Origin of the sequence: Enterococcus eurekensis (assembly GCF_042654605.1) — a bacterium.
GTDB classification, from domain to species: Bacteria; Bacillota; Bacilli; order Lactobacillales; family Enterococcaceae; genus Enterococcus_I; species Enterococcus_I eurekensis.
On the sequence record NZ_JBHSGT010000066.1, the window covers coordinates 12355 to 32877 of the forward strand.

Annotated in this window: 18 protein-coding genes; 15 read left to right on the forward strand and 3 right to left on the reverse strand. The window is 34.4% G+C overall.

The genetic code is table 11. From position 1 onward, the window contains the following. Nucleotides 1-17: 17 nt before the first annotated feature. The 10 genes from ACFO3L_RS11065 to ACFO3L_RS11110 all read left to right on the forward strand — a co-directional run bounded on the left by ACFO3L_RS11065 (nucleotide 18) and on the right by ACFO3L_RS11110 (nucleotide 12448). Nucleotides 18-581, forward strand: coding sequence for a restriction endonuclease subunit S domain-containing protein (locus ACFO3L_RS11065; RefSeq protein ID WP_379967462.1), 564 nt, complete (start codon nucleotides 18-20; stop codon nucleotides 579-581). A gap of 4 nt (nucleotides 582-585) precedes the next feature. After that, nucleotides 586-3660 (forward strand): type I restriction endonuclease subunit R, encoded by a 3075-nt coding sequence (locus ACFO3L_RS11070; protein ID WP_379967465.1) that lies wholly within the window; start codon nucleotides 586-588, stop codon nucleotides 3658-3660. Between the two features lie 30 nt (nucleotides 3661-3690). Next, nucleotides 3691-4929, forward strand: coding sequence for a restriction endonuclease subunit S (locus ACFO3L_RS11075; protein WP_379967468.1), 1239 nt, complete (start codon nucleotides 3691-3693; stop codon nucleotides 4927-4929). A 13-nt stretch (nucleotides 4930-4942) separates the two neighbouring features. Further along, nucleotides 4943-6556, forward strand: coding sequence for a type I restriction-modification system subunit M (locus ACFO3L_RS11080; protein ID WP_379967471.1), 1614 nt, complete (start codon nucleotides 4943-4945; stop codon nucleotides 6554-6556). Between the two features lie 105 nt (nucleotides 6557-6661). Then, nucleotides 6662-8554, forward strand: coding sequence for a hypothetical protein (locus ACFO3L_RS11085; protein ID WP_379967474.1), 1893 nt, complete (start codon nucleotides 6662-6664; stop codon nucleotides 8552-8554). After that, a complete protein-coding gene (locus ACFO3L_RS11090; RefSeq protein ID WP_379967477.1) occupies nucleotides 8551-9405 on the forward strand; it encodes a hypothetical protein in 855 nt (284 codons plus the stop codon). The genes ACFO3L_RS11085 and ACFO3L_RS11090 overlap by 4 nt, the downstream gene beginning before the upstream one ends. After that, the gene (locus ACFO3L_RS11095; protein ID WP_379967480.1) at nucleotides 9395-10123 is read left to right on the forward strand and encodes a hypothetical protein; all 729 of its coding nucleotides are present in this window, start codon (nucleotides 9395-9397) and stop codon (nucleotides 10121-10123) included. Before ACFO3L_RS11090 ends, ACFO3L_RS11095 begins: the two co-directional genes overlap by 11 nt. 448 nt (nucleotides 10124-10571) lie before the next feature. Continuing rightward, nucleotides 10572-10757 carry a hypothetical protein gene (locus ACFO3L_RS11100; protein WP_379967483.1) on the forward strand — a complete coding sequence of 62 codons (186 nt, stop codon included), beginning with the start codon at nucleotides 10572-10574 and terminating at the stop codon, nucleotides 10755-10757. A gap of 150 nt (nucleotides 10758-10907) precedes the next feature. Continuing rightward, the gene (locus ACFO3L_RS11105) at nucleotides 10908-11744 is read left to right on the forward strand and encodes a hypothetical protein (protein ID WP_379967486.1); all 837 of its coding nucleotides are present in this window, start codon (nucleotides 10908-10910) and stop codon (nucleotides 11742-11744) included. Between the two features lie 50 nt (nucleotides 11745-11794). Beyond that, complete coding sequence (locus ACFO3L_RS11110) at nucleotides 11795-12448, forward strand: HAD family hydrolase (RefSeq protein ID WP_379967521.1); 654 nt, start codon at nucleotides 11795-11797, stop codon at nucleotides 12446-12448. 89 nt (nucleotides 12449-12537) lie between these two features. Here the strand turns inward: ACFO3L_RS11110 and ACFO3L_RS11115 are convergent, their stop codons facing one another. Next, nucleotides 12538-13197 carry a ThuA domain-containing protein gene (locus ACFO3L_RS11115; RefSeq protein ID WP_379967489.1) on the reverse strand — a complete coding sequence of 220 codons (660 nt, stop codon included), beginning with the start codon at nucleotides 13195-13197 and terminating at the stop codon, nucleotides 12538-12540. Between the two features lie 175 nt (nucleotides 13198-13372). Here ACFO3L_RS11115 and ACFO3L_RS11120 point away from each other — a divergent pair, with 175 nt between their 5' ends. Together ACFO3L_RS11120 and ACFO3L_RS11125 are read left to right on the forward strand one after the other, a co-directional pair. Further along, nucleotides 13373-14281, forward strand: coding sequence for a prenyltransferase (locus ACFO3L_RS11120; protein ID WP_379967492.1), 909 nt, complete (start codon nucleotides 13373-13375; stop codon nucleotides 14279-14281). A gap of 94 nt (nucleotides 14282-14375) precedes the next feature. Next, nucleotides 14376-15275, forward strand: coding sequence for an SEC-C metal-binding domain-containing protein (locus tag ACFO3L_RS11125; protein ID WP_379967495.1), 900 nt, complete (start codon nucleotides 14376-14378; stop codon nucleotides 15273-15275). A 208-nt stretch (nucleotides 15276-15483) separates the two neighbouring features. Here ACFO3L_RS11125 and ACFO3L_RS11130 read toward each other — a convergent pair whose 3' ends face one another. After that, a complete protein-coding gene (locus ACFO3L_RS11130) occupies nucleotides 15484-16239 on the reverse strand; it encodes a MurR/RpiR family transcriptional regulator (protein ID WP_379967498.1) in 756 nt (251 codons plus the stop codon). Between the two features lie 97 nt (nucleotides 16240-16336). Here ACFO3L_RS11130 and ACFO3L_RS11135 point away from each other — a divergent pair, with 97 nt between their 5' ends. Beyond that, nucleotides 16337-17767 carry a glycoside hydrolase family 1 protein gene (locus ACFO3L_RS11135; RefSeq protein ID WP_379967506.1) on the forward strand — a complete coding sequence of 477 codons (1431 nt, stop codon included), beginning with the start codon at nucleotides 16337-16339 and terminating at the stop codon, nucleotides 17765-17767. Nucleotides 17768-17822: 55 nt separating this feature from the next. Here the strand turns inward: ACFO3L_RS11135 and ACFO3L_RS11140 are convergent, their stop codons facing one another. Next, nucleotides 17823-18302 (reverse strand): DNA-deoxyinosine glycosylase, encoded by a 480-nt coding sequence (locus ACFO3L_RS11140; protein ID WP_379967509.1) that lies wholly within the window; start codon nucleotides 18300-18302, stop codon nucleotides 17823-17825. A gap of 262 nt (nucleotides 18303-18564) precedes the next feature. Here ACFO3L_RS11140 and ACFO3L_RS11145 point away from each other — a divergent pair, with 262 nt between their 5' ends. Then, nucleotides 18565-19632 (forward strand): ABC transporter permease, encoded by a 1068-nt coding sequence (locus ACFO3L_RS11145; RefSeq protein WP_379967512.1) that lies wholly within the window; start codon nucleotides 18565-18567, stop codon nucleotides 19630-19632. Between the two features lie 11 nt (nucleotides 19633-19643). Then, complete coding sequence (locus ACFO3L_RS11150; RefSeq protein ID WP_379967515.1) at nucleotides 19644-20333, forward strand: ABC transporter ATP-binding protein; 690 nt, start codon at nucleotides 19644-19646, stop codon at nucleotides 20331-20333. Nucleotides 20334-20523 lie beyond the last annotated feature (190 nt).

Sequence of the window (20523 nt, forward strand, 5' to 3'; positions counted from 1 at the left end):
ATTTAGGAGGGAGTCGCTTGGAAAATAGGAAATTAAAAGAGTTTGTGTCATTTATTCCAGGAATTAATCAATCCAGAGCAGAAAAGCAATTTGGTGAACAAGAGATTATTTACTATGATCAATCCTCATTTGAAATTGACTATAATCAAATAGAACTTGAATCCGAAGGGAATGATTTAAGTGATCTTTCGTTAAGTAAAGGTGATATTGTTATTAGTAATTCTTTACAAAAGGCTGTAGTAGTTGGTAACAGTAATGTCGGAAAAGTTTTATCGCTTAATTTTACAAAAGTTCATTTTGAAGATAAGAGTTTAGATAAACACTATTTTCTTTACTTATTTAATGAGTATAAAGGTATTCAGCGGCAAAAAGAAAGAGAGCTTCAAGGGATTGGACCGGTGTTGCGTTTAACGAGACAATCACTTGAACAATTTATCTTTCCTTTTGTGCCTTATGAAGAGCAAAAGAAATTAGGAAAGATTTATATGGAATCGCTTAAAATTCAAGGTCAGATGAATCGTTATGCTAGTTTAATGAAATATTTTATCGATAGTATTTTAGAAGAAAGTTTAAGGGAGTGATGACATGGGGGATAAAGAGAGTATTAAGAGTCAATCAGAATTGGCTTTTGAAAATGAAGTGATTGAATACTTAACTCGTATTGGTGGCGTAAAGCAATGGGAATATAAAAAGAATATCCGAACGACAGAGCAACTTTGGGAAAATTTTAAGAATATTATGGAACAAAATAACCGTGCTAGATTAAATGGACCAATGTCCGAAACAGAGTTTAATCAAGTAAAGAGAATTATCTCTAATTTAGATTCGCCTTATCGAGCAGGACAATTTCTTTATGGCGTAAATGGGGTTTCAGAGATTGAGATCGATTTAGATGACGGTAGACATGTCTTTCTAACCGTTTTTGATCAAGCGCAAGTGGGTGGAGGAAATACTGTATATCAAGTAGTCAATCAGATCCAAAGACCGAGAATTGTTGATGGGAAGCCGAATCGGCGATTTGATGTAACATTACTTATAAACGGCTTGCCGATTATCCAAATCGAATTGAAAAAGTCGCTTCATAATGCCAGTGAGTCATTGAATCAAATGGAACAATATATTGCAGAAAAACAGTTCAGTGATATCTTTTCAACGTTGCAAATTTTAATCGCTATGACACCCCATGAGATTCGTTACATGGCCAATACACCATTGTCTAGTTTTAATCGAGCTTTTGCATTTAATTGGCAAGATGAAGAAACTGCTTATCCGATTCGCTCGTGGAAAGTTTTTGCTGATAAAGTTTTATCAATTCCAATGGCTCATGATTTAGCCACTCGCTATATGATACTTGATGGAACAAAAAACAAAGAAAGTATCAAAGTGATGCGTCCGTACCAAGTTTATGCAACGAAACGTGTCCTTGAAAAAGTCCAAAAATTTGATTTTAAATATGATGATGGCAAATTAGGTTATATTTGGCATACAACAGGTTCTGGGAAAACAATTACTAGTTTTAAAACAGCCTGGCTAGCTAGTCGTTTAGCAAATGTTGATAAAGTAGTTTTCTTAGTCGATCGTATTGCTTTAACGAATCAAACAGCAGATGCTTATCGGGCCTATGATCCGATTGCGGGATTCGAAGGGAAAACAGGAGTTGTAAGTGATACAGCAAATATTTCTGATTTGCATAAAAAACTAACGAAAAAAAGTGACAAAAATATTATTGTAACAAGTATTCAAAAAATGTCACGCTACGTATCAAGGGATAGTTTTAAACCATTAGATGAGAATATTTTATTTATTGTGGATGAGGCTCATCGATCGACAGGTGATGGAACACCAAGCGAAGGGATGTTAGAAGCGATTCGCAAGGCCAATCCGAAATCAGCCTGGGTAGGTTATACGGGAACGCCGAGATTCCCAGGGACTGGCGATGTATTTGGACCGTCTCTTCATACTTATACAATTAAAGAAGCAATTGCTGATAAGAACGTTCTTGGATTTAAAGTAGAATTTAAGGAGACGATTAAACCGCCGGAAAATCCAACCGAAGAGGATATTGATGATCGGATTCGGGGAAGCGTTTACGATGATAGTCCAGAGCATGTCGAATTAGTAGTCAAAGATATTTTTGACAACTGGAAAAAACGTTCAAATGATAAAAAGTATAATGCTTTGTTTACTGTTCATGTTGGCGGAAATCGAGCAAGTACGCCACGAGCGATGGAGTATTTTGATAAGTTTATAGAAGAAAATAATCAACGACCAAAAGAGGAACAGTTAAAAGTAGCAGTTAGCTTTTCGATGGATACCTCAAATAGTAATACTCAGCTTAAGACAAATGAAAATTTACACCGGGCAATTAAGGTCTATAATGCTTTATTTGGAACCGCATTTGATATGACAACCGTCAGAGCTTATACCGATGATCTTGCGAGACGTTTGAATAAAACAGCAGATGATGGAAAATATTTAGATTTGGTCATTGTTGTTGATCAACTTTTAACAGGTTTTGATGCACCAGAGTTAAATACACTTTATATTGATCGAACCTTAAAAGGTGGCAACTTAATTCAAGCTTATTCTCGGACCAATCGAATCCATGATTCAGTCGATAAGCCTCAAGGGAATATTGTGAACTATCGTTGGCCGCAACAAAATGAATATGAAATGAACAAAGCCTTTGCAATTTATTCAGATCGCTCTTCGGCTTATGAACAACTTTCAATTGATGAGTTGAAGAAAAGTAATCAAAACTCAGGGATCTTAGCAAAACCATTTAATGAAGTACAAACAGAAATGAAAAATGTGATTCATAGATTATCCACATTAACCGATGAGTTTATTCAACTACCACCAAGTGAAATGGCACAAGAAGAGGTTTTTGAACAATTAACTGAATATAATCGATTGATGAGTCAATTGAAACAATACACAGAAGATGAAGATAAAAATCCGATTTCTGCTTATGATAATCCAGCTGATTTCTATGAACGAATAGGAATAACCGAAGAACAGGAGATCATGCTAACAACTGTTTTAGCAGGCGAGTTAAGAGAACGATATGCCGAACGTGAAAATATCGACATCTCACAAGTGAATCTGTCGATGGTTCATATCCATGACGTTAAAATTAATTACGATTATTTAATTGAGTTAATCGCTAAGATGGCGGATGAAATTCATGCGAATAAGATTGCCGCAGCAGAGTTAACAAGGGAAGAAATTGATTTAGAAATTGCAAAATCAGAAAATGAAGCGGAAAAATCAAAAGTGCGATCTTTTGTTTCTAAAATTTTTACAAAAGAATATGTGTTTGATTCTTATCCAGCACCACGAGACGAAGATAAAATGAATCAAGCGATGGATCAAGCCCAATTAGATACGAATATCAAGTTAATTACACAATTTATTCGAACTTGGGGCTTAGACAATAGTGCGCGATCAAGGGATTTAGATGCACTCATTCAAAAACATCGCTATGGGCATGATGACCTTGATAAACAAGGTGAACTTACAGCAATTATAAATGATGCAAGAGCTTACTATAAAGAAATTGCAGATCCTGAAATTGCTGAATTATCGTGGATTCGTTATCGAAATGAATTTCGTAAGGCTTTCTATTTGATGGCCGATAACATTAAAAAGCATGATTAGCAAAAATATAATTAGAAAAGGAGTCGTGAAATGACAAACAAAATAACAAAAATACCACAAATAAGATTTAATGATTTTACGGAAGATTGGGAACAGCGTAAGTTGATAGATGTTGCGGACATACTTGGAGGGGGCACACCGAGCACCACAATTTTAGACTATTGGGACGGTGAAATTGATTGGTATTCACCTGTTGAAATAGGGGAACAAGTCTATGTTAATGGTAGTCAAAAGAAATTAACTGAACTGGGCTTAAAAAAGAGTTCAGCTAAAGTTTTGCCAGTTGGAACAGTCTTGTTTACATCTCGTGCAGGCATCGGAAAAACTGCTATTCTCGCCAAAGAAGGAGCCACTAACCAAGGATTTCAGTCAATCGTACCTCATAAAAATGCATTGGATTCATATTTTATTTATTCAAGAACCAATGAATTGAAACGCTATGGAGAAATACAGGGTGCAGGTTCTACCTTTGTCGAGGTATCGGGTAAACAGATGGCAAAAATGCCAATCTTGATACCTATATTGGAAGAACAAATTAAAATCGGTGGCTTTTTCAAACAACTCGACAACACTATCGCTCTTCATCAGCGTCAGTACGATTTATTAATAATAATAAAACAAAGTTATTTACAAAAGCTGTTTCCGAAAAAAGGAAGAAAATATCCGGAGATTCGTTTTGAAGATTTTGAAAAAAAATGGGAACAATACAAGTTGGGTGAAATAGGAAAAACCTTCACTGGATTAAGTGGAAAAACAAAGGATGATTTCGGACATGGCTATGCTAAATTCATTACATATATGAATGTTTATAAAAATGCAATAGCTGCTGTAGACGGAATGGATAGTATAGAAATTGATCCTAAACAAAACGAGGTCAGGTTTGGAGATGTTCTTTTTACAACTTCTTCTGAAACTCAAGAAGAAGTAGGGATGTCATCTGTTTGGATGGGAAATGATAATAATATATATTTAAATAGTTTTTGTTTTGGGTTCAGACCAGATATGAAATTTAATGAATATTATTTAGCGTATATATTGCGTTCACCATTCGTAAGAAGAAAATTTATTTTCTTAGCACAAGGTATTTCAAGATATAATATTTCTAAAAGTAAAGTTATGGATATTGAGATTAGTGCTCCTGAATTAGAAGAACAAAATAAAATCGGTTTATTTTTTAAAAATTTAGACGAAGCTATCAACCTTCATCATCAAAATTTAGAAAATTTAAAACAAATGAAAAAATCATTGCTACAAAAAATGTTTGTATAAAAGGAGAATAAAAATGAGTAGATCAGCAGATATCACAGCAAAATTATGGGAAATGGCAAATAAATTACGTGGAACAATGGATGCAAGTGAATATAAGAACTATATTTTACCATTTATGTTCTATCGTTACTTATCCGAAAATCAAGATAAATATTTAGTCGAAAATGGTTTAGAAGATTTCTATGAAGTAAATGATACAGAAGAAAAAGAAGAATATTTACAAGATATTAGTCGCGGAATAGGCTATGCGATTGATCCGGAATATACTTGGAACCAAATCATTTCAAAAATTGAAAATCATCAAATTAAAGCTAGTGATTTTCAAGATATGTTCGAATCATTTAATACGAATACGAAAAGAAACCCAATTGCGGAAGCCGATTTTTCGAATGTCTTCTCGGATGTGAATCTAGGGGATACACGTTTGGGTGGTAGTACGAATGAACGGGCAAAAGCTTTAAATGACATTGCCTTGTTAATAAACGAATTTGATTTTAAGGATGAATCTGGCAAAGATATTTTAGGAGATGTTTATGAATACCTAATCGGACAATTTGCAGCGAATGCTGGGAAAAAAGGCGGGGAGTTTTACACGCCGCATCAAGTCAGTCAAGTATTGGCCAAGATTGTAACAGCCGATGTCGAAAAACAATCAGGTCAGTTCCGTCTCTATGACCCAACCATGGGATCGGGCTCCTTACTATTAACTGTAAAACAAGAATTACCGAATGGCCATCTAGACGGTAGTGTTGATTTTTATGGTCAAGAGTTGAATACAACAACTTATAACCTTGCTCGAATGAACTTAATGATGCATGGAATTAACTATCAAAACATGGAATTAAAACGTGGAGATACTTTAGATGGTGACTGGCCATTTACAGAGAAAGACGGCACACAAATTCCCTTAAAATTCGATGCTGTAGTTGCGAATCCTCCTTACTCGCAAAATTGGAATATTAAAGACATTGATCGTGAAAAAGATGCTCGTTTTAGAGGCTATGGTGTTGCACCTGCTTCAAAAGCAGACTATGCTTTTATCTTACATGGACTTTATCATTTAGATAATAAAGGTACGATGGCGATCGTATTACCACACGGAGTTTTATTCCGTGGTGCATCAGAAGGGAAAATCCGTAAAAACATCATTGATAATAACTTGTTAGATACCGTAATTGGATTACCAACTAACTTATTTTATGGTACATCAATTCCAACTTGTATTTTAGTCTTTAAAGGTCCCGAAGCACGTAAAAATACAGATATTTTATTTATTGACGCATCAAGTGAATTTAAGAAAGACAAGAATCAAAATAAATTAGAACCAGAACATATCAATAAAATTATTGAGACTTATAAGAAGAGAGAATTTATTGAGAAATATGCACATGTTGCGACGCTTGATGAAATCAAAGAGAATGACTACAATCTAAATATTCCACGTTACGTCGATACCTTTGAAGAAGAAGAAGTGATTCCATTACCCGAGATTGCACAGGAATTAGCAAACATTCGTGCTGAAATTAATGAGTCAACGGATAAATTATTAGGCATGTTGGGGGAACTAAAAGGTACAACGCCTGAAGCAGAAGAAGAGTTACGAAAATTTATGGAGCTATTTAAGTAAGTTGAAAAGTGAAAAGAGTTAGAGCGTAATCCTCTAGCTCTTTTTTGTTAACCTATAATCTAAAACTATCAGAATATAGAAAATTATAAAGATAGGAGTGGTATTTTGAGTAGAAAATTTTACTTTGCTGAGATTGCAAATACAGAAACACAAACATTTGATAATTCACTTGAACATTTTCATAAGGCAGGAATTAGCGGGACGATTCGAGAAAATATTCAAAATTCAATTGATGCGAAACTTCCTGGAAGTATGGATCCAGTAGAGGTTTCAATATTAATGACTGAGGTTCAAAAATCAATTATACCTGGAATTGATGAAATTGAAGAACATATTCATTCATTAGAAGGTGGAAATTCTTACACGCAAGAAACAATTGATCACATGCGAGAATCTTTAAATACAGATACTGTTGATGTTTTAATTTTTGAAGATTCAAATACCAAAGGACTGTCTGGCGCAAATCAAATCGATGCTAAAACGACTTATAATACATTTGCATATAAAAAAGGTGTTCATTTTACAGAACAAGATGAAAAGATTGAGACAATCCGAGGCGGTTCGCATGGTGTTGGTAAAATCGCAAATAATGCAGCATCTGATCTACATCTAATGTTTTTTTCAAATCATGACGAAGAGGGAAATTTACACATTGGAGGAACAACTCAATTAATCGAACATCAAATGGAAGATAGTAGTTATCGTTCCACGGGCTATTTCTCTGACTTTAATGAAAAAAATCAGTATGTTCCATATATCAATGAGGATTTTGATCCTATTTTTGAAAAAAAGTCTAGAGGATTAAAAATAGTTATTCCTTTTCTTAGAAAAAGTCATAAGAATATCTCAGGAATGATTCAATCCGTTTGTGATAATTTTTTCTTAGCGATTTTAGAAGGAAAATTAATTGTAACGATTTCAGATGAAGAAAATCTAGTTGAAATTAATCAGATCACTATTCAAGAATTAATTCATAATAGTGAGTACTATCCACAGAATTTATCAAATATCCAGGAGATAAAAAAAGTATTTACGCCATTATATATTGAGAACTATTTGACAAATGAACCGATAAAGATTGAGGTTTCATCTAATGTAAAACATTTTTCTTTTGATTTATATTTTATGTACAATGAATCGATTAAAACGGGGCGTGTCGGTATTGTTCGCAGTATGGGGATGAAGATTGTCGATTACAAAGTTCCTAGTTACATTCGACGTCCATTTAATGCGGTACTTATTGGAGGACCTAAAGAAGATCAATATTTAAAAACATTAGAAAACGAGGCACATACAGATTTATCAGCGGATGCTTTAAGGGATCCTGCATCCAAAAAAGATGCGAAAAAGTTTCTCAAAAATTTAAATAAAGTAATCATTGAAAAAATTGATGAAGAATGGGAACGACTAAATCCCAGTGATGGGAAGATTGATACATCCGATTTATTGTACGAAAAAGAAATTACTTTTCAATCAAAGTTAAATGAGATGAGCGAAAAAATTGAATTGGCACAAGGGAAACAAATTCGAAAGAAAAAAGAACGAAGAAATGGTGGCACACGAGAAGGAACTGGAAATGGTACACTGCCCAAAAAACAAAAAACTAGAAGACCGCGAAAGTTAAAACCAGACTCAGATAATCAAGAAGTAAGTGCTACTTTGCTTTTATCAAATGAAGTTGTTAATAGAATGGTCTTAAATAATCAAGAAATCATTCATTTTCATTTGAATAATATTTCTGACATCCCCAAAGATGGATTGGTAAATCTTAGTTTTCGTGTAGTCGATGGCGAAGGAAAAGAATACGAGAATGAGTTTAATCTGAAAGAGGCCTACTCTGGAATCATAGATGGAGCTAGTAATATACAGTATGAATTTGATCAATTCAAAATCTCTGATGTGCATATAGTCGCTAGTACGATTCAATTAGTCCTGACTAAGAAGAATAATCGCTCAGATGCACTCAAATTTATATATAAGTTGGAGGTGCTACGATGATATACAATAAAGATGCGGCTTTCCCATATCCGATTCTTTCGCGCACATCGTCTAGTTATAAGGAAAACTATTTTTCTTTTGATGTCGATCGGATTGAAGAAACAAAAGATTCTTATATTATTCCATTTACCTACAAAATAAGTACACCATTCATCGAGCAATTGTTAAAAGATGGAAAAGCAACTTTACTTTTTATCGCACAATCAAATGATAATTATTTTGAACGTTTATCCTTTGGTCAAAATAAAGTTGAATTGAAGAAGAAACGTCTGTCGCTATCAAAACGGACTAAACTTCAATTACAAATACAAACATTGGAAGAGATTTCCTTTAGTGAATCAAATGACTTGAATGATTTTTATCATATGCATAAGGACCGATTGATCGTTCGTCCTAATAGTTTATTAGGATACTCTGATGAAGTCGTTTTTGAAGGAAGCGAAGTCAGACCATTGGAGTTGTTTGAACAATCAGTTCGTGAAAATCTGGAGACACCTTTTAAAATTGAATTAACAAGCGAAGTTATAAATCTAGTATTTAAGGATCGAAAATATACTTTTGATTCTGGAAATATTAAGAAGAGCTTGAAGAATATGTATTTTTATCTAGGATTGAATCGTGCATTGAGTGAATTTATTCAAGAGTATGGAGCAGGAGAAGAATTCATCAATCTTTTAGAAATGCCAGTTCCAGAAAAAGGGTTACATATAAAATTAAGAGATTTAATGTTAAATAAAAATATTGTTGAACTTGATTTTGAAAGCTTGGACAGCGTGATTCAACAAATGTCTGACGGCATAATTGAAAAATTTATTGATGGAGTCAAGGAGATGTCTGAAAATGGAAATTAGATTACTTAATGAAGAATTCGATTCTGAAAAATTATATCATGATTTTGTATCCGATTCGATCAGCTTCAATGCTGAGTACGTGTCAGAGGAGACGGTTTTTATTTCAGAGACTCCTGATTTTCCTATTTATTTAGCCGCACCTCATAATCATTTTGAAGATTTCAAGGAAGCAATTACTCTATTGAAACAGTTCTATATTGGCATCGATCGAGAGATTCATTTAAATAAACGATTTTGGTATTCGTTATTCGTGTTATATAAAAGAGACTACATTGTTGAAAAATATCCAGAAGTACTAAATAGTAAAAAGAAATTTGATAACATCGTCTTAAAAAAATTTGACTGGGAAAACTATGTTTACAAATGTGTCTTAGCAGCTGAATATATTGAGGATGGGAATTTTACAGACAGTGATGATGAAGAAAAATTTATCAGAATAATCTACGATAATTTAGATATGTATAATTATATTATTAAATATAATATTTTTAGAAACGGTCAATTTATCATCAATTTTCTAACTGTGATTCATGAAGAGGGACTAAGTGCTCAAATGAAAAAACAAATTAAGGATCGACCTGAATTAGGTAGCGATGAACGATACGGTCGTAGGGTAATCTTTGAATTAAATAAGAATTACCCAATCATTACCGCACCGACATTAGGGAAAAAAGAATTGAAAAAAGAGATTAAAGAGGCATTGGCGTTATATTTATGATTTGTTAAGATGGATCTATATTTACACTTGGTTCTAGTCTAGTCCTATGTTCTTGACTTAAAGACATATAATTTTTAAGGTCTATATCACACTTCTTGTTACATTTATTTAGGAATACAAGAAGAAGTGTTTTATCTTTTAACGGATACCGAGCTAACAAGTGTGGAACGGGAATCGTTTGATAAATATCAGAAGTACGAACATTTATATGTACTAGAAAATATAATGGAAGAATGATGGGGAGATAGTAAAAAAATTATTAGAGAGTTTCAACTGTATTCGAGTAGCGTAGTGGGCACATTATTAGAGGAGGTATTTCCTAGTCAGCTAATAAATGATCATTTGAATCCCTCTTATAAAAATTACGATTATGATTTAATGCGCTACCTATATGAATGACTAGAAGCGGTACCTTTTTAATAAAAAGATTTATTAAGGAATGAGATCGATGAGGATTAATAATTTAAAGCAGCTATTAGATCAAGATTATGAAGGAACGATAAAAGAGCTAATTGAATATGAATTAGAAAATGGGGCCATACTAGAAGATAATTTATCTATTAATGAAGTTGTAGAACAATTTATGGCTTCTGGTTTTTCAACAATCTTTGATTTAAAACATTATTTTAAATAACTAACATGATAGTGCGTTTCGTTTTTTATTTTTGACGAAATGCACTATTTATATAATTGCTGTTTTTTTATTTAATAATAAGAGTATTAAATAATCATATGATCATATATACTAAGAGTAAAATAATAGTTAAGTTGGTGGATAAATTTAATGGTTAATGAAATAGTGTTGCATAAAACATGGGGTGAGGGAATCATTAATAGTTTTGAAGATAATAAAATTATTGTTAGTTTTGAAACGGTTGGTGAGAAAATTCTGTCTTTTCCTATGGCGTTTGAAAAGGGAATAATTCAGTTAAGCGATGCAAAAAAACATTCTGAAGTTATTCTGAATATTGAAAAAGAATTTGAAGCTATTGAAAACCAAAAGAAAAATGAATTAGAAAGAAAAAAATTTGATGAGAAAAAATTAGTTAAGAAAAAAAATTCCCAATATGAATCGAATAAAGCTTCTTTTTCAAAAAGAAAGACTGAAGAGATTACACGTGAAGGAAATGAACGCCTGTACTTTTTTGTATTTCAGGGGAGTAGCTACCAAGCTGAAAAAAATGGTCAATATATCTGGGCTCCGATTGAAAATGAGAAAGGTCAGTCAATGCATCATTGGGAACGCATGCTAGATGTAGAAGTAGGTGATATTATTCTTCATGGTGTTGATACGATGATCTCTGCTATTAGCATTGCAAAAAGTAATGCATACTCTTCAATTCGTCCTTCTGGATATGGAGATGATCAATGGATCTCTGAAGGTAGGAAGATTGATTTAGACTATATAATTTTAAAACGTCCCTTACCAACAAAAGATTTTATTGATGAAATTAAAATGTTTCGTAATCAAAAATATAGTCCATTTAATGTTAAAGGGACTGGTAATATGGGATATTTATTTAGTATCAATCCTCAATTGGTTAAGGTATTCGTTGAGTGGATTGTAAAATATAATCCTAATGTTAAGAATATTGAGGGGATTTCGGACTTATTAAATTGATAAATCTAGTAAAATAAATAAATGGGAAAAGATAGAAAGGAGTTGATCCCATCAAAGCTTTAATTTTCGATATGGATGGCGTAATCGTTGATTCTGAACCAATCTGGATTGCGTCAAAGCAAAAAATGTTAGGTGAACAAGGGATTGAAGTTCCTGATTCTTACCATCATCAATTATTTGGTACGACGCTGGAGTATATGTGGCGTTTTATGAAAGAAGATTTTAATCTGCCATTAACGGTTGAAGAATGCATTGCACGTGGGGAAGCGATTCGTCATGAAATGCTAGAGAGTCAACCAATTCGGAGTATTCCAGGTGCGATTGATTTAATCAAACGTCTTCACGATGCAAAGATTCCGCTAGCAATTGCGTCATCTTCATCCAATAAAGACATTGCGAAAGTCGTTGATGCTTTAGCGATTCGACCTTATTTTCAAGAACTTGTTTCTGGTGAAGATTGTGAGCGTTCGAAACCATTTCCAGACGTCTTTTTAAAAGCGGCTAATGCTTTGCAAGTTGATCCAACGCAAGCACTAGTTATTGAAGATGCGGTGAATGGTGTCAAAGCGGCCAAGGCAGCAGGAACAAAATGTCTTGGGTTTCAAAATCCAGCCTTTACGAAACAAGATTTGAGTCAAGCGGACGGGATTGTGACGAATCTTGGAATCCTAACCCTTGAAGAATGCTACAGTTATTTTGAATAGAGAATTGTAAGAAACACCTCCTAGAAATTAAATTTCTAAGAGGTGTTTTTTTGTTCGTTGTAGAATAATAAATTGTAGGAATTGCTTTTTTATTTACGAATCGCCCATTGAAACCCTCTTAAAGTCATTTCTTCAACGGTGGGTAATTGACACGTTGCTAAGTCATGGCCGAGTGAGTGGTAAAAAATATTTCCTTTGCCCCATTTTTTCGTCCAAGCAACTGGCAGGGAAATCGGTAGACGGTTTGCTGCATTAGGATGATCGAGTTCTACGAAATCGGTTGTTGCCAGGATGTGAATTGCAGGATCAATCAGGAGATAGTATTGCTCCGATTGAATCGAGAAGTCTGGTAAATCATTTGTTATCGTATGTGTCTTATCAAGAATCTTAACGGTATAGTTTTGTTGATCACCGCCTGGGTGGTCAACAAAGAGACCGCCAGTCAAAAATTGCCACTGCTTACTATTTTGAAAAGCCGAAGTGAATCCGCCATGAATACCTGAAAGCCCAGTACCTTCTGCAACAACTCTTTGAATATTTTGAACAGCGGAATCAGATAAGTCACCACGTGTCCAGTTCATAATAATTAAATCATACAGCTTCAGTCCTTTGTAATCGTTAAGAATCGCTAAACTATCGGATAGAGTGACTTGATGTTGTCGTTCACGTAATTTTTGTGCGAAATATAAACTAATTGCTTCCGGTGAGTGTCCTTGCCAACCGCCATAAATCATCAGAATTTTAGTCATTTTTTCACCTTCTTATTGTGTCTTACTAAAAGTATAGCTAACAACTAATAAAAATGACAGGAATTACCACATCCTTTAAGAAAGAAAAAGCCGAACAATCTCTATTTCACCTAAATCTGACAGGCTATGTTATACTACCTTAGCAATTAAGATGTTATTTTGGAGGAGTTCTTTTATGCGTTTTAAACAATTTTGGGAGTTGGCAGAAGTCTATACCGCTCCGTTAAATATATTTTTGATCTTATTAGGAGCAACATATGCTCACTTTCAATATGATGTTGGTTTGAATTTACCGTTTGTCATCTATACATTGACGATTTTGATGTTCCATCTAGCGGTCAATATTTTTAATAACTATATGGATTATCGCAATGCATCGGACGAGCATGCTTACAAGGAGAAAACTAATATTATTGGGCGCGATCATTTGTCATTAACAGTTGTTCGACGTTATTTTATATTTTTTATGACGCTAGCGACTATGTTAGGTTTTATCTTAATTCAAATGACAAGTTATTGGTTGTTGTTTCCGGGAATACTTGGCTTTTATGTAGGACTCTTTTATTCAGCAGGACCACGACCGTTAAATAGTTTACCTATTGCAGAAACGGTTACGGCCTTAGCAAGTGGCTATTTTGTTCCATTGGTGGCTTTATACGTGCTAATTACGCCATCTTCTATTCAATTTACAGCAGGTCTGGCAGCCCAATTCCTTGTTGTCTGTTTACCACTTGTTCTAATGATGTTTAACAATTTATTAGCGAACAATACATGTGACTTGGCAGAAGATATTGTTAATAATCGAAAAACACTTGTTTATTATATTGAGAAAGCGCGAGCCGTTAAATTGTTAAAAATTAGTTTTATTGTTAGTTTTCTTTTATTTCCACTCTTAGTTCTCTTAGGTTGGGTACCTTGGCCAGTTTTATTTTTAGGATTACTTTTACCGTATGCAATGCGAAAATTACAGCCTTATTTTTCTAAGCAAAATAAAAAAACCACCTTTCCAATCGTCCTAAAAACAATGTCAATAGTGATGGTGGGGTATCCTTGTTTGTTCTTACTGGGTCTTTTTTTATTTTAATTGTTCAAAAATAAGTTGAATTCTATTGTTTGTTAGGCTTTTAGGATAAAATAGGTAGGGAATTATTTCATTGGAGAGGAAGGCGAAAAGGAATATGAGGTATTCAGCAGCGTTTAAACAAGAGATCGTTGATAAGATGTTACCGCCTAATAACATTAGCGTCGCGTCACTGAGTCAAGAATTTCAGATTAGTGCATCGACGCTTTATAGTTGGCGGAAAAAAGCAATTGGAGGAGGGCTGGATGGTATTGACTATGAGTTAGCGAAATCAGTCATGGATTATATTGTTGCTTTTTCAAATCTATATGGTATGGTCCATAAAAAAATTGTGCTTCGTATTTATAACCAGCAAAATGAGGAACCCATTGAGATAGAGCTACTGGACATGATGCTAGCTAACTTACCCGAATATTTAGTTAAAAAATATGTATATTCTTATCGCGATTATTTTGTGAATGAAGCCATTTTTATGTTTGGTGAAATGCAATTAATGTTGAATCAAAAGGGAGACAAACCTTATTATATTCCCGAGAAACAAGAATTATTGAAATATGTTGATGAATATTATTTCGAAAAAACGCATCATTTCAAACAATTTTTAACAGGATTAAAACAAATATTCCCCAAAGAATCAGGCTCACGAGTGATGGATTTGGCAGAAGAAATTCAAGGGCTTGCAAGTATGGACTCTGATTTGGATGGACTTATGGAATCATTTGATCGTTTAGGTTTTCAAATTTTAGATGAAAAAAATGCACGAAAAATTGTTTCATTAGTTGTTAATTTAGCAAACCATACGAGAAGATGGTCGAATAATGGCCATACGCCCAAAGAGTTATCTAGACAACGTTCAAATATCTCTATCCTAGAAAATCCCTTGAAGAATACTTCGAATATGCACGCGGAGGATACTCGAAAGGAAATTGGTCGCAATGATCCTTGTTATTGTGGTAGTGGAAAAAAATATAAGAAATGTTGCTTAGGGAAAAATTAATGTTGACTCTTTTATAAAAATATCAAAAAAGGACGCCAAGATGCACTCCTAGAGTGTTGCTTTTGACGTGCTTTTTTGATGTTTTTTAATATAGTTTTTTAGTTTTAATGAAACGCTATGTTTCATTAATGGAACCTGAATCAACTTGTGACTAGCTACTTTTAAGTCAAATCAAAAGTAGCTATAATAATTTTATTGAAAAGAAAACTTACTTGTTAGATGCAGGATATTTTTTTAAGTACAAGCGTTTTGCGAGCGTTTCAATAATGTAAACGACAGGTAATTGCGAAGTCATGTCCATACTATAAGAGTGGCGATTCGAAGGCGTGTCGTATGTTAGGGAGAAATCGCATAACCCGGTTAAGGTATTGCTTTCTTTGTTCGTGATACTAACAGAATAAACCGAAGTTTTAGCTAATTCACGAGCCAAGTGGATCATATCAGGTGTTTCACCAGAGACGGAGAACAGTAAGCAGACTTCATCAATCTTTCCATCTTTTTCTTCGTTTTTAGCCGATAAGTAAGGGATAAAAGCTGAGACAGAGGCAATACTCCGATAACCAAGTGATGAGGAACGTTGTTGTGCATACTGGGCCATGATATTCGACGAACCCGTTCCTAAGCAATGAATAAAACTAGCTTGGTCGATGATCTCAATTAATTGGTCAAGTTTTTCATCAAAATTTACTGGGAAATGTGTTTCTTCTAGATAAATTTTATCTTGTGTGGTTTGCAGTGAATGCTCTCGAACTTCTAGATGTTGCTTCAAAGAAAGGCGTAATTCGGGAAAACTCGAATAGCCCATTTTTTGGGTAAAGCGAACAATCGTTGCCGGTGAGACGTGCGTTTTTTCAGCTAATTCGCGAACCCGCATAAAAGCCACAGATTCTTGATTGTTTGCAATATAATTGGCAATTTGCCGATCGGTTTCAGAAGCTTGTTTTAAAATTTCTAAATTGAACAACACGGTCACTCCCTTTGATTCTAGTTTACTAGACATAATCAGGTGAGTAAAGTGCAGAATTAGATTTCAAATAGGGAAAAGAAGGGAAGGATTTTTAATGACAAACAAAGGCTTTCGTAAGGATTTTTTATGGGGTGGCGCAACAGCTGCTAACCAATTTGAAGGTGCGTATAATGAGGACGGTAAAGGCTTAACGATTGCTGATATTTCACCAGGTGGCAAACTGAGAATGCCTTTATTATTTTCAGGAGACTTTCCATTAGAAATTGATCGTGAGAAATATATTTATCCGAATCATCAAGGAATTGATTTTTATCACCGTTATAAAGAAGACATCGCCTTGTTTGCCGAAATGGGTTTTAAAACTTTCCGTATGTCGATTTCTTGGGCACGTATTTTTCCTAATGGTGATGATCAAGAACCAAATGAAGCAGGTTTAGCTTTCTATGATCAGGTTATTGATGAATTATTGAAATACAATATTGAACCAACGATTACCATTTCTCACTATGAAACACCGCTTCATTTAGTGAAAGAATATGGTGGTTGGAAAAACAAAAAATTAATTGCTTTCTTTGAAAAATATGCGCGTACGATTTTAGAACGCTATGGAAAGAAAGTTACTTACTGGATGACGTTTAACGAAATTAATACCGCAATTATGGGATCATTCTTTACGACAGCGATGCGTAATGCAACTGAAGCAGATAACTTCCAAGCATTACACAATCAATTTGTTGCAAGTTCTCTAGCAACAAAAATTGCCAAAGAAATCAATCCAGCGATTAAAATGGGGTGTATGAGTATTTATGCGACAATGTATGCTTACGATTCGAATCCAGGCACCGTGATGGCAAGAGAAGAAAAAAATCGCCTATTTAACTACTTCTGTAATGACCTACAAGTTCGTGGCGAATACCCAAGTTACGCTTTAGCCTATTTTGAAAATAAGGGCATTGAAATTGAATGGACAGAAGAAGAATTAGCGATTATTAAGGCACACACAGTTGATTACTTATCTTTTAGTTACTACATGTCAACAACAGTCTCAATTGACCCAAAACACCGAGATAAGCAGATTCAAGGTAATTTCTTTGGTGGGGTAAAAAATCCATTCCTAGAAGTCAGTGAATGGGGCTGGGAAGTTGATCCAGTGGGCTTACGTCTAGCCTTATGTGATTTATATGGTCGTTATGGTGTCCCATTATACATTTCAGAAAATGGTTTAGGCGCAATTGACACACCAGATGAAAACTTCGTCATCAATGATGATTATCGTATTGATTACTTAAAAAGACATATGGCTGAAATGAAAAAAGCTGTTGTCTTAGACGGAGTTGATTTAATTGCTTATACTCCTTGGGGCTGTATTGATCTAGTTAGTGCTTCAACTGGCGAAATGTCCAAACGTTATGGCTTTATCTACGTTGATTTAGACGATCAAGGTAATGGGGATATGAGTCGTCATAAGAAAAAATCATTTGATTGGTATAAAGAAGTAATCCGTACAAATGGTGAAGAGATTTAATTGAAAAATCAGAAGCTCGTCGTTTAAAGGCGATGGGCTTCTGATTTTTTTGTATTTAATTTCTGAGAATTGCGAGTGCGTTGTGCCAAGCAATCAGGCGCTCTTTGGACATCCCGTTATTAGCTCCACTAGTTGATGGAACGGCAATAATCGGTAAATGTTGAATCGTTTGATTTTTTAAGGCTTCTTTATGCGCAAGTTTGCCATTGGTGATAATTAATTTAACCGGTGTTTCCATTAAGATTTGTTTGAAATCATTAGGGATAACGGTCGCAAAATTCGTATCAAGGCTGCCTTTTCGCTCGAATTTTTCATAGACATCCCACAAACCAATTCGGTGTTCTTTTAAACATGTAATGCGTTTTTGATAATCAATCGGATCGTCAATGGCTAAATTGGTGAAAATAATCCTCCAAAATTGGTTGCCAGGATTGGCGTAATATTGCTGTTTTTTTAAAGAAACGACACCGGGCGCAGTGCCTAAAATTAATATTTCCGTTCGATGGTCATAAATAGGTAAAAAACCTTGCTTCACTTTTAACCCCTCCTTCAATCTGTCGTTATAGTGAGTGTAACAAAGAAACTTTTATTTTTTAAGTCAAAATCATCATACCCTTTTTAAGTCATTACAGTTGGAGTTAAAAGTTATCAATAAAAACGAAAAAAAAGAGCATAACTTTTTTTATTTGTTTTTTCTTTTGTTACAATCTACTTATCAGGTGATAAGCAAAGAAGAAACGCTTGGTTTATCAAAATAAGTGATTCATTCACAAATCGAAAAAATAGGAGGAAATAAGATGTTTTTAGCTTTAAATGAAATTCGTCATTCGAAACTACGCTATGCTTTAGTTATTGGCGTGATGTTTCTAATCGCTTACTTGGTTTTTTTCTTAACCGGTTTAGCATATGGGTTAGCACAAGAAAACCGAATGGCTATCGATAAATGGGAGGCAGATTCGCTTTTATTATCTGAGAAAGCCAATGATACGTTGAATATGTCAATGATTGATCCAAAGCTTGCAGATGAAGTCGAGGCGGATGAAACAGCACTGCTCGTTCAAGCACCCGCTATTATTTATCAAACAGGAGACAACGAAGCAAAAGAAAATGTTAGCTTTTTTGGCATTGATGAAGCAGAGTTTATTACCCCCAATATTATTGAAGGGGAAATGTTTGATGGAAAAGGGGAAGTAGTCGCTGATATTAGTTTGAAGGAAAATGCGGGATTTGATCTAGGAGATACGATTAATATCTCTATGAATGATGAAAAAATGACCATTGTTGGATTTACTGAAAATGCTAAATACAGTGTTTCACCTGTCTTGTATACATCTTTTGAAACAGTTCAAAGCGTACGTTATGGCGAAATGGCAGAAAGCCAAGAATTGAAAGTCAATGCAATTATTATTCGCGGAGAGGTGTCCGAAATTCCAGATGGACTTAGTCAAATTGGGGTGACTGATTTTATTAATAAGTTACCAGGATATAGTGCTCAAGTCTTAACATTTGGCTTTATGATTGGCTTCTTAGTGGTCATTGCCGCAGTCGTTATTGGTATTTTTATTTATGTATTAACGATGCAAAAGACCGCAATTTTTGGTGTGATGAAAGCACAAGGAATTTCAAGTGGTTATATTGCCAAATCAGTGATTGCCCAAACCTTCTTTTTGGCAACCGTTGGAGTATTAACTGGTCTTATTTTAACGATTGCATCCGGACTTGTCTTACCTGAGGCGGTACCGTTTCAATCGAATTTGATTTTCTTTGCTTTTATTAGTGTCTTAATGATTATTATCGCAATTACAGGAGCATTGTTCTCCGTAAGAACGATTGTCAAGATTGATCCATTGAAAGCAATCGGATAGGAGGAAATGAAATGAGTGCAATTGAAGTAAAGAATGTAACAAAAACGTTTAAAGATGGTGATACAACAATCGAAGCGCTGAAAGAAACGAATTTTTCGGTTGAAAAAGGCGAATTTGTTGCGGTAATAGGTCCCTCAGGATCAGGAAAAAGTACTTTTTTAACCATTATCGGTGGTTTACAAACACCGACTGAAGGTGAAGTACGCATCAATAATCAGGCTTTCAGTGGAAAAAAAGAAAAAGAACGAGCGAAATTACGATTTGAAGAAATTGGTTTTATCTTGCAAGCGTCAAATCTAGTTCCTTTTTTAACGGTGAAAAAACAATTAGAGTTAGTTGACAAAGTTGCTAAACAAAAGGCGAACAAAAAAGGATTGGATTTATTAACGCAACTAGAAGTCAAAAGTTTAGAAAATAAATACCCTGAAGAGCTTTCAGGTGGGGAACGCCAACGTGTAGCGATTGCCCGTGCGCTTTATAATGACCCCACCATTATTTTAGCGGATGAACCAACGGCTAGTCTGGATACGGAGAAAGCCTATGAGGTTGTAAAGATCTTAGCGAAAGAAGCAAAAGAAAGAGAAAAAGCGATTATTATGGTGACCCATGATTTAAGGCTAGTTGATTACTGTGACAAAGTTTATTTAATGAATGATGGGGTATTAAGTGAAAAAAAGAAGCAAGAAATTGAAAAAGAGTAGTCATTTTATGTGGAAGTAGTGGTTATTTTATTAACTAGCCGAGAACACTCGCGACTTTAGTCGTGTAGATGAATCGGCTTCGGTTGAGGCACAGTATTTTACTGTGTCAATCAACCGACATGTATTATTTTTTTCTAAAGGTTTAAGCTTTGATTTAATAGCATATATGCAAATACATATGTTATGATTA

Excerpts from the sequence above, each read along its gene's own strand:
- ACFO3L_RS11095 (WP_379967480.1), top strand. The coding sequence starts at position 9,395 with ATGGAAATTAGATTACTTAATGAAGAATTCGATTCTGAAAAATTATAT.
- ACFO3L_RS11075 (WP_379967468.1), top strand. The coding sequence starts at position 3,691 with ATGACAAACAAAATAACAAAAATACCACAAATAAGATTTAATGATTTT.
- ACFO3L_RS11090 (WP_379967477.1), top strand. The coding sequence starts at position 8,551 with ATGATATACAATAAAGATGCGGCTTTCCCATATCCGATTCTTTCGCGC.
- ACFO3L_RS11135 (WP_379967506.1), top strand. The coding sequence starts at position 16,337 with ATGACAAACAAAGGCTTTCGTAAGGATTTTTTATGGGGTGGCGCAACA.
- ACFO3L_RS11150 (WP_379967515.1), top strand. The coding sequence starts at position 19,644 with ATGAGTGCAATTGAAGTAAAGAATGTAACAAAAACGTTTAAAGATGGT.
- ACFO3L_RS11115 (WP_379967489.1), bottom strand. The coding sequence starts at position 13,197 with ATGACTAAAATTCTGATGATTTATGGCGGTTGGCAAGGACACTCACCG.
- ACFO3L_RS11145 (WP_379967512.1), top strand. The coding sequence starts at position 18,565 with ATGTTTTTAGCTTTAAATGAAATTCGTCATTCGAAACTACGCTATGCT.
- ACFO3L_RS11070 (WP_379967465.1), top strand. The coding sequence starts at position 586 with ATGGGGGATAAAGAGAGTATTAAGAGTCAATCAGAATTGGCTTTTGAA.
- ACFO3L_RS11100 (WP_379967483.1), top strand. The coding sequence starts at position 10,572 with ATGAGGATTAATAATTTAAAGCAGCTATTAGATCAAGATTATGAAGGA.
- ACFO3L_RS11105 (WP_379967486.1), top strand. The coding sequence starts at position 10,908 with ATGGTTAATGAAATAGTGTTGCATAAAACATGGGGTGAGGGAATCATT.
- ACFO3L_RS11125 (WP_379967495.1), top strand. The coding sequence starts at position 14,376 with ATGAGGTATTCAGCAGCGTTTAAACAAGAGATCGTTGATAAGATGTTA.
- ACFO3L_RS11120 (WP_379967492.1), top strand. The coding sequence starts at position 13,373 with ATGCGTTTTAAACAATTTTGGGAGTTGGCAGAAGTCTATACCGCTCCG.
- ACFO3L_RS11080 (WP_379967471.1), top strand. The coding sequence starts at position 4,943 with ATGAGTAGATCAGCAGATATCACAGCAAAATTATGGGAAATGGCAAAT.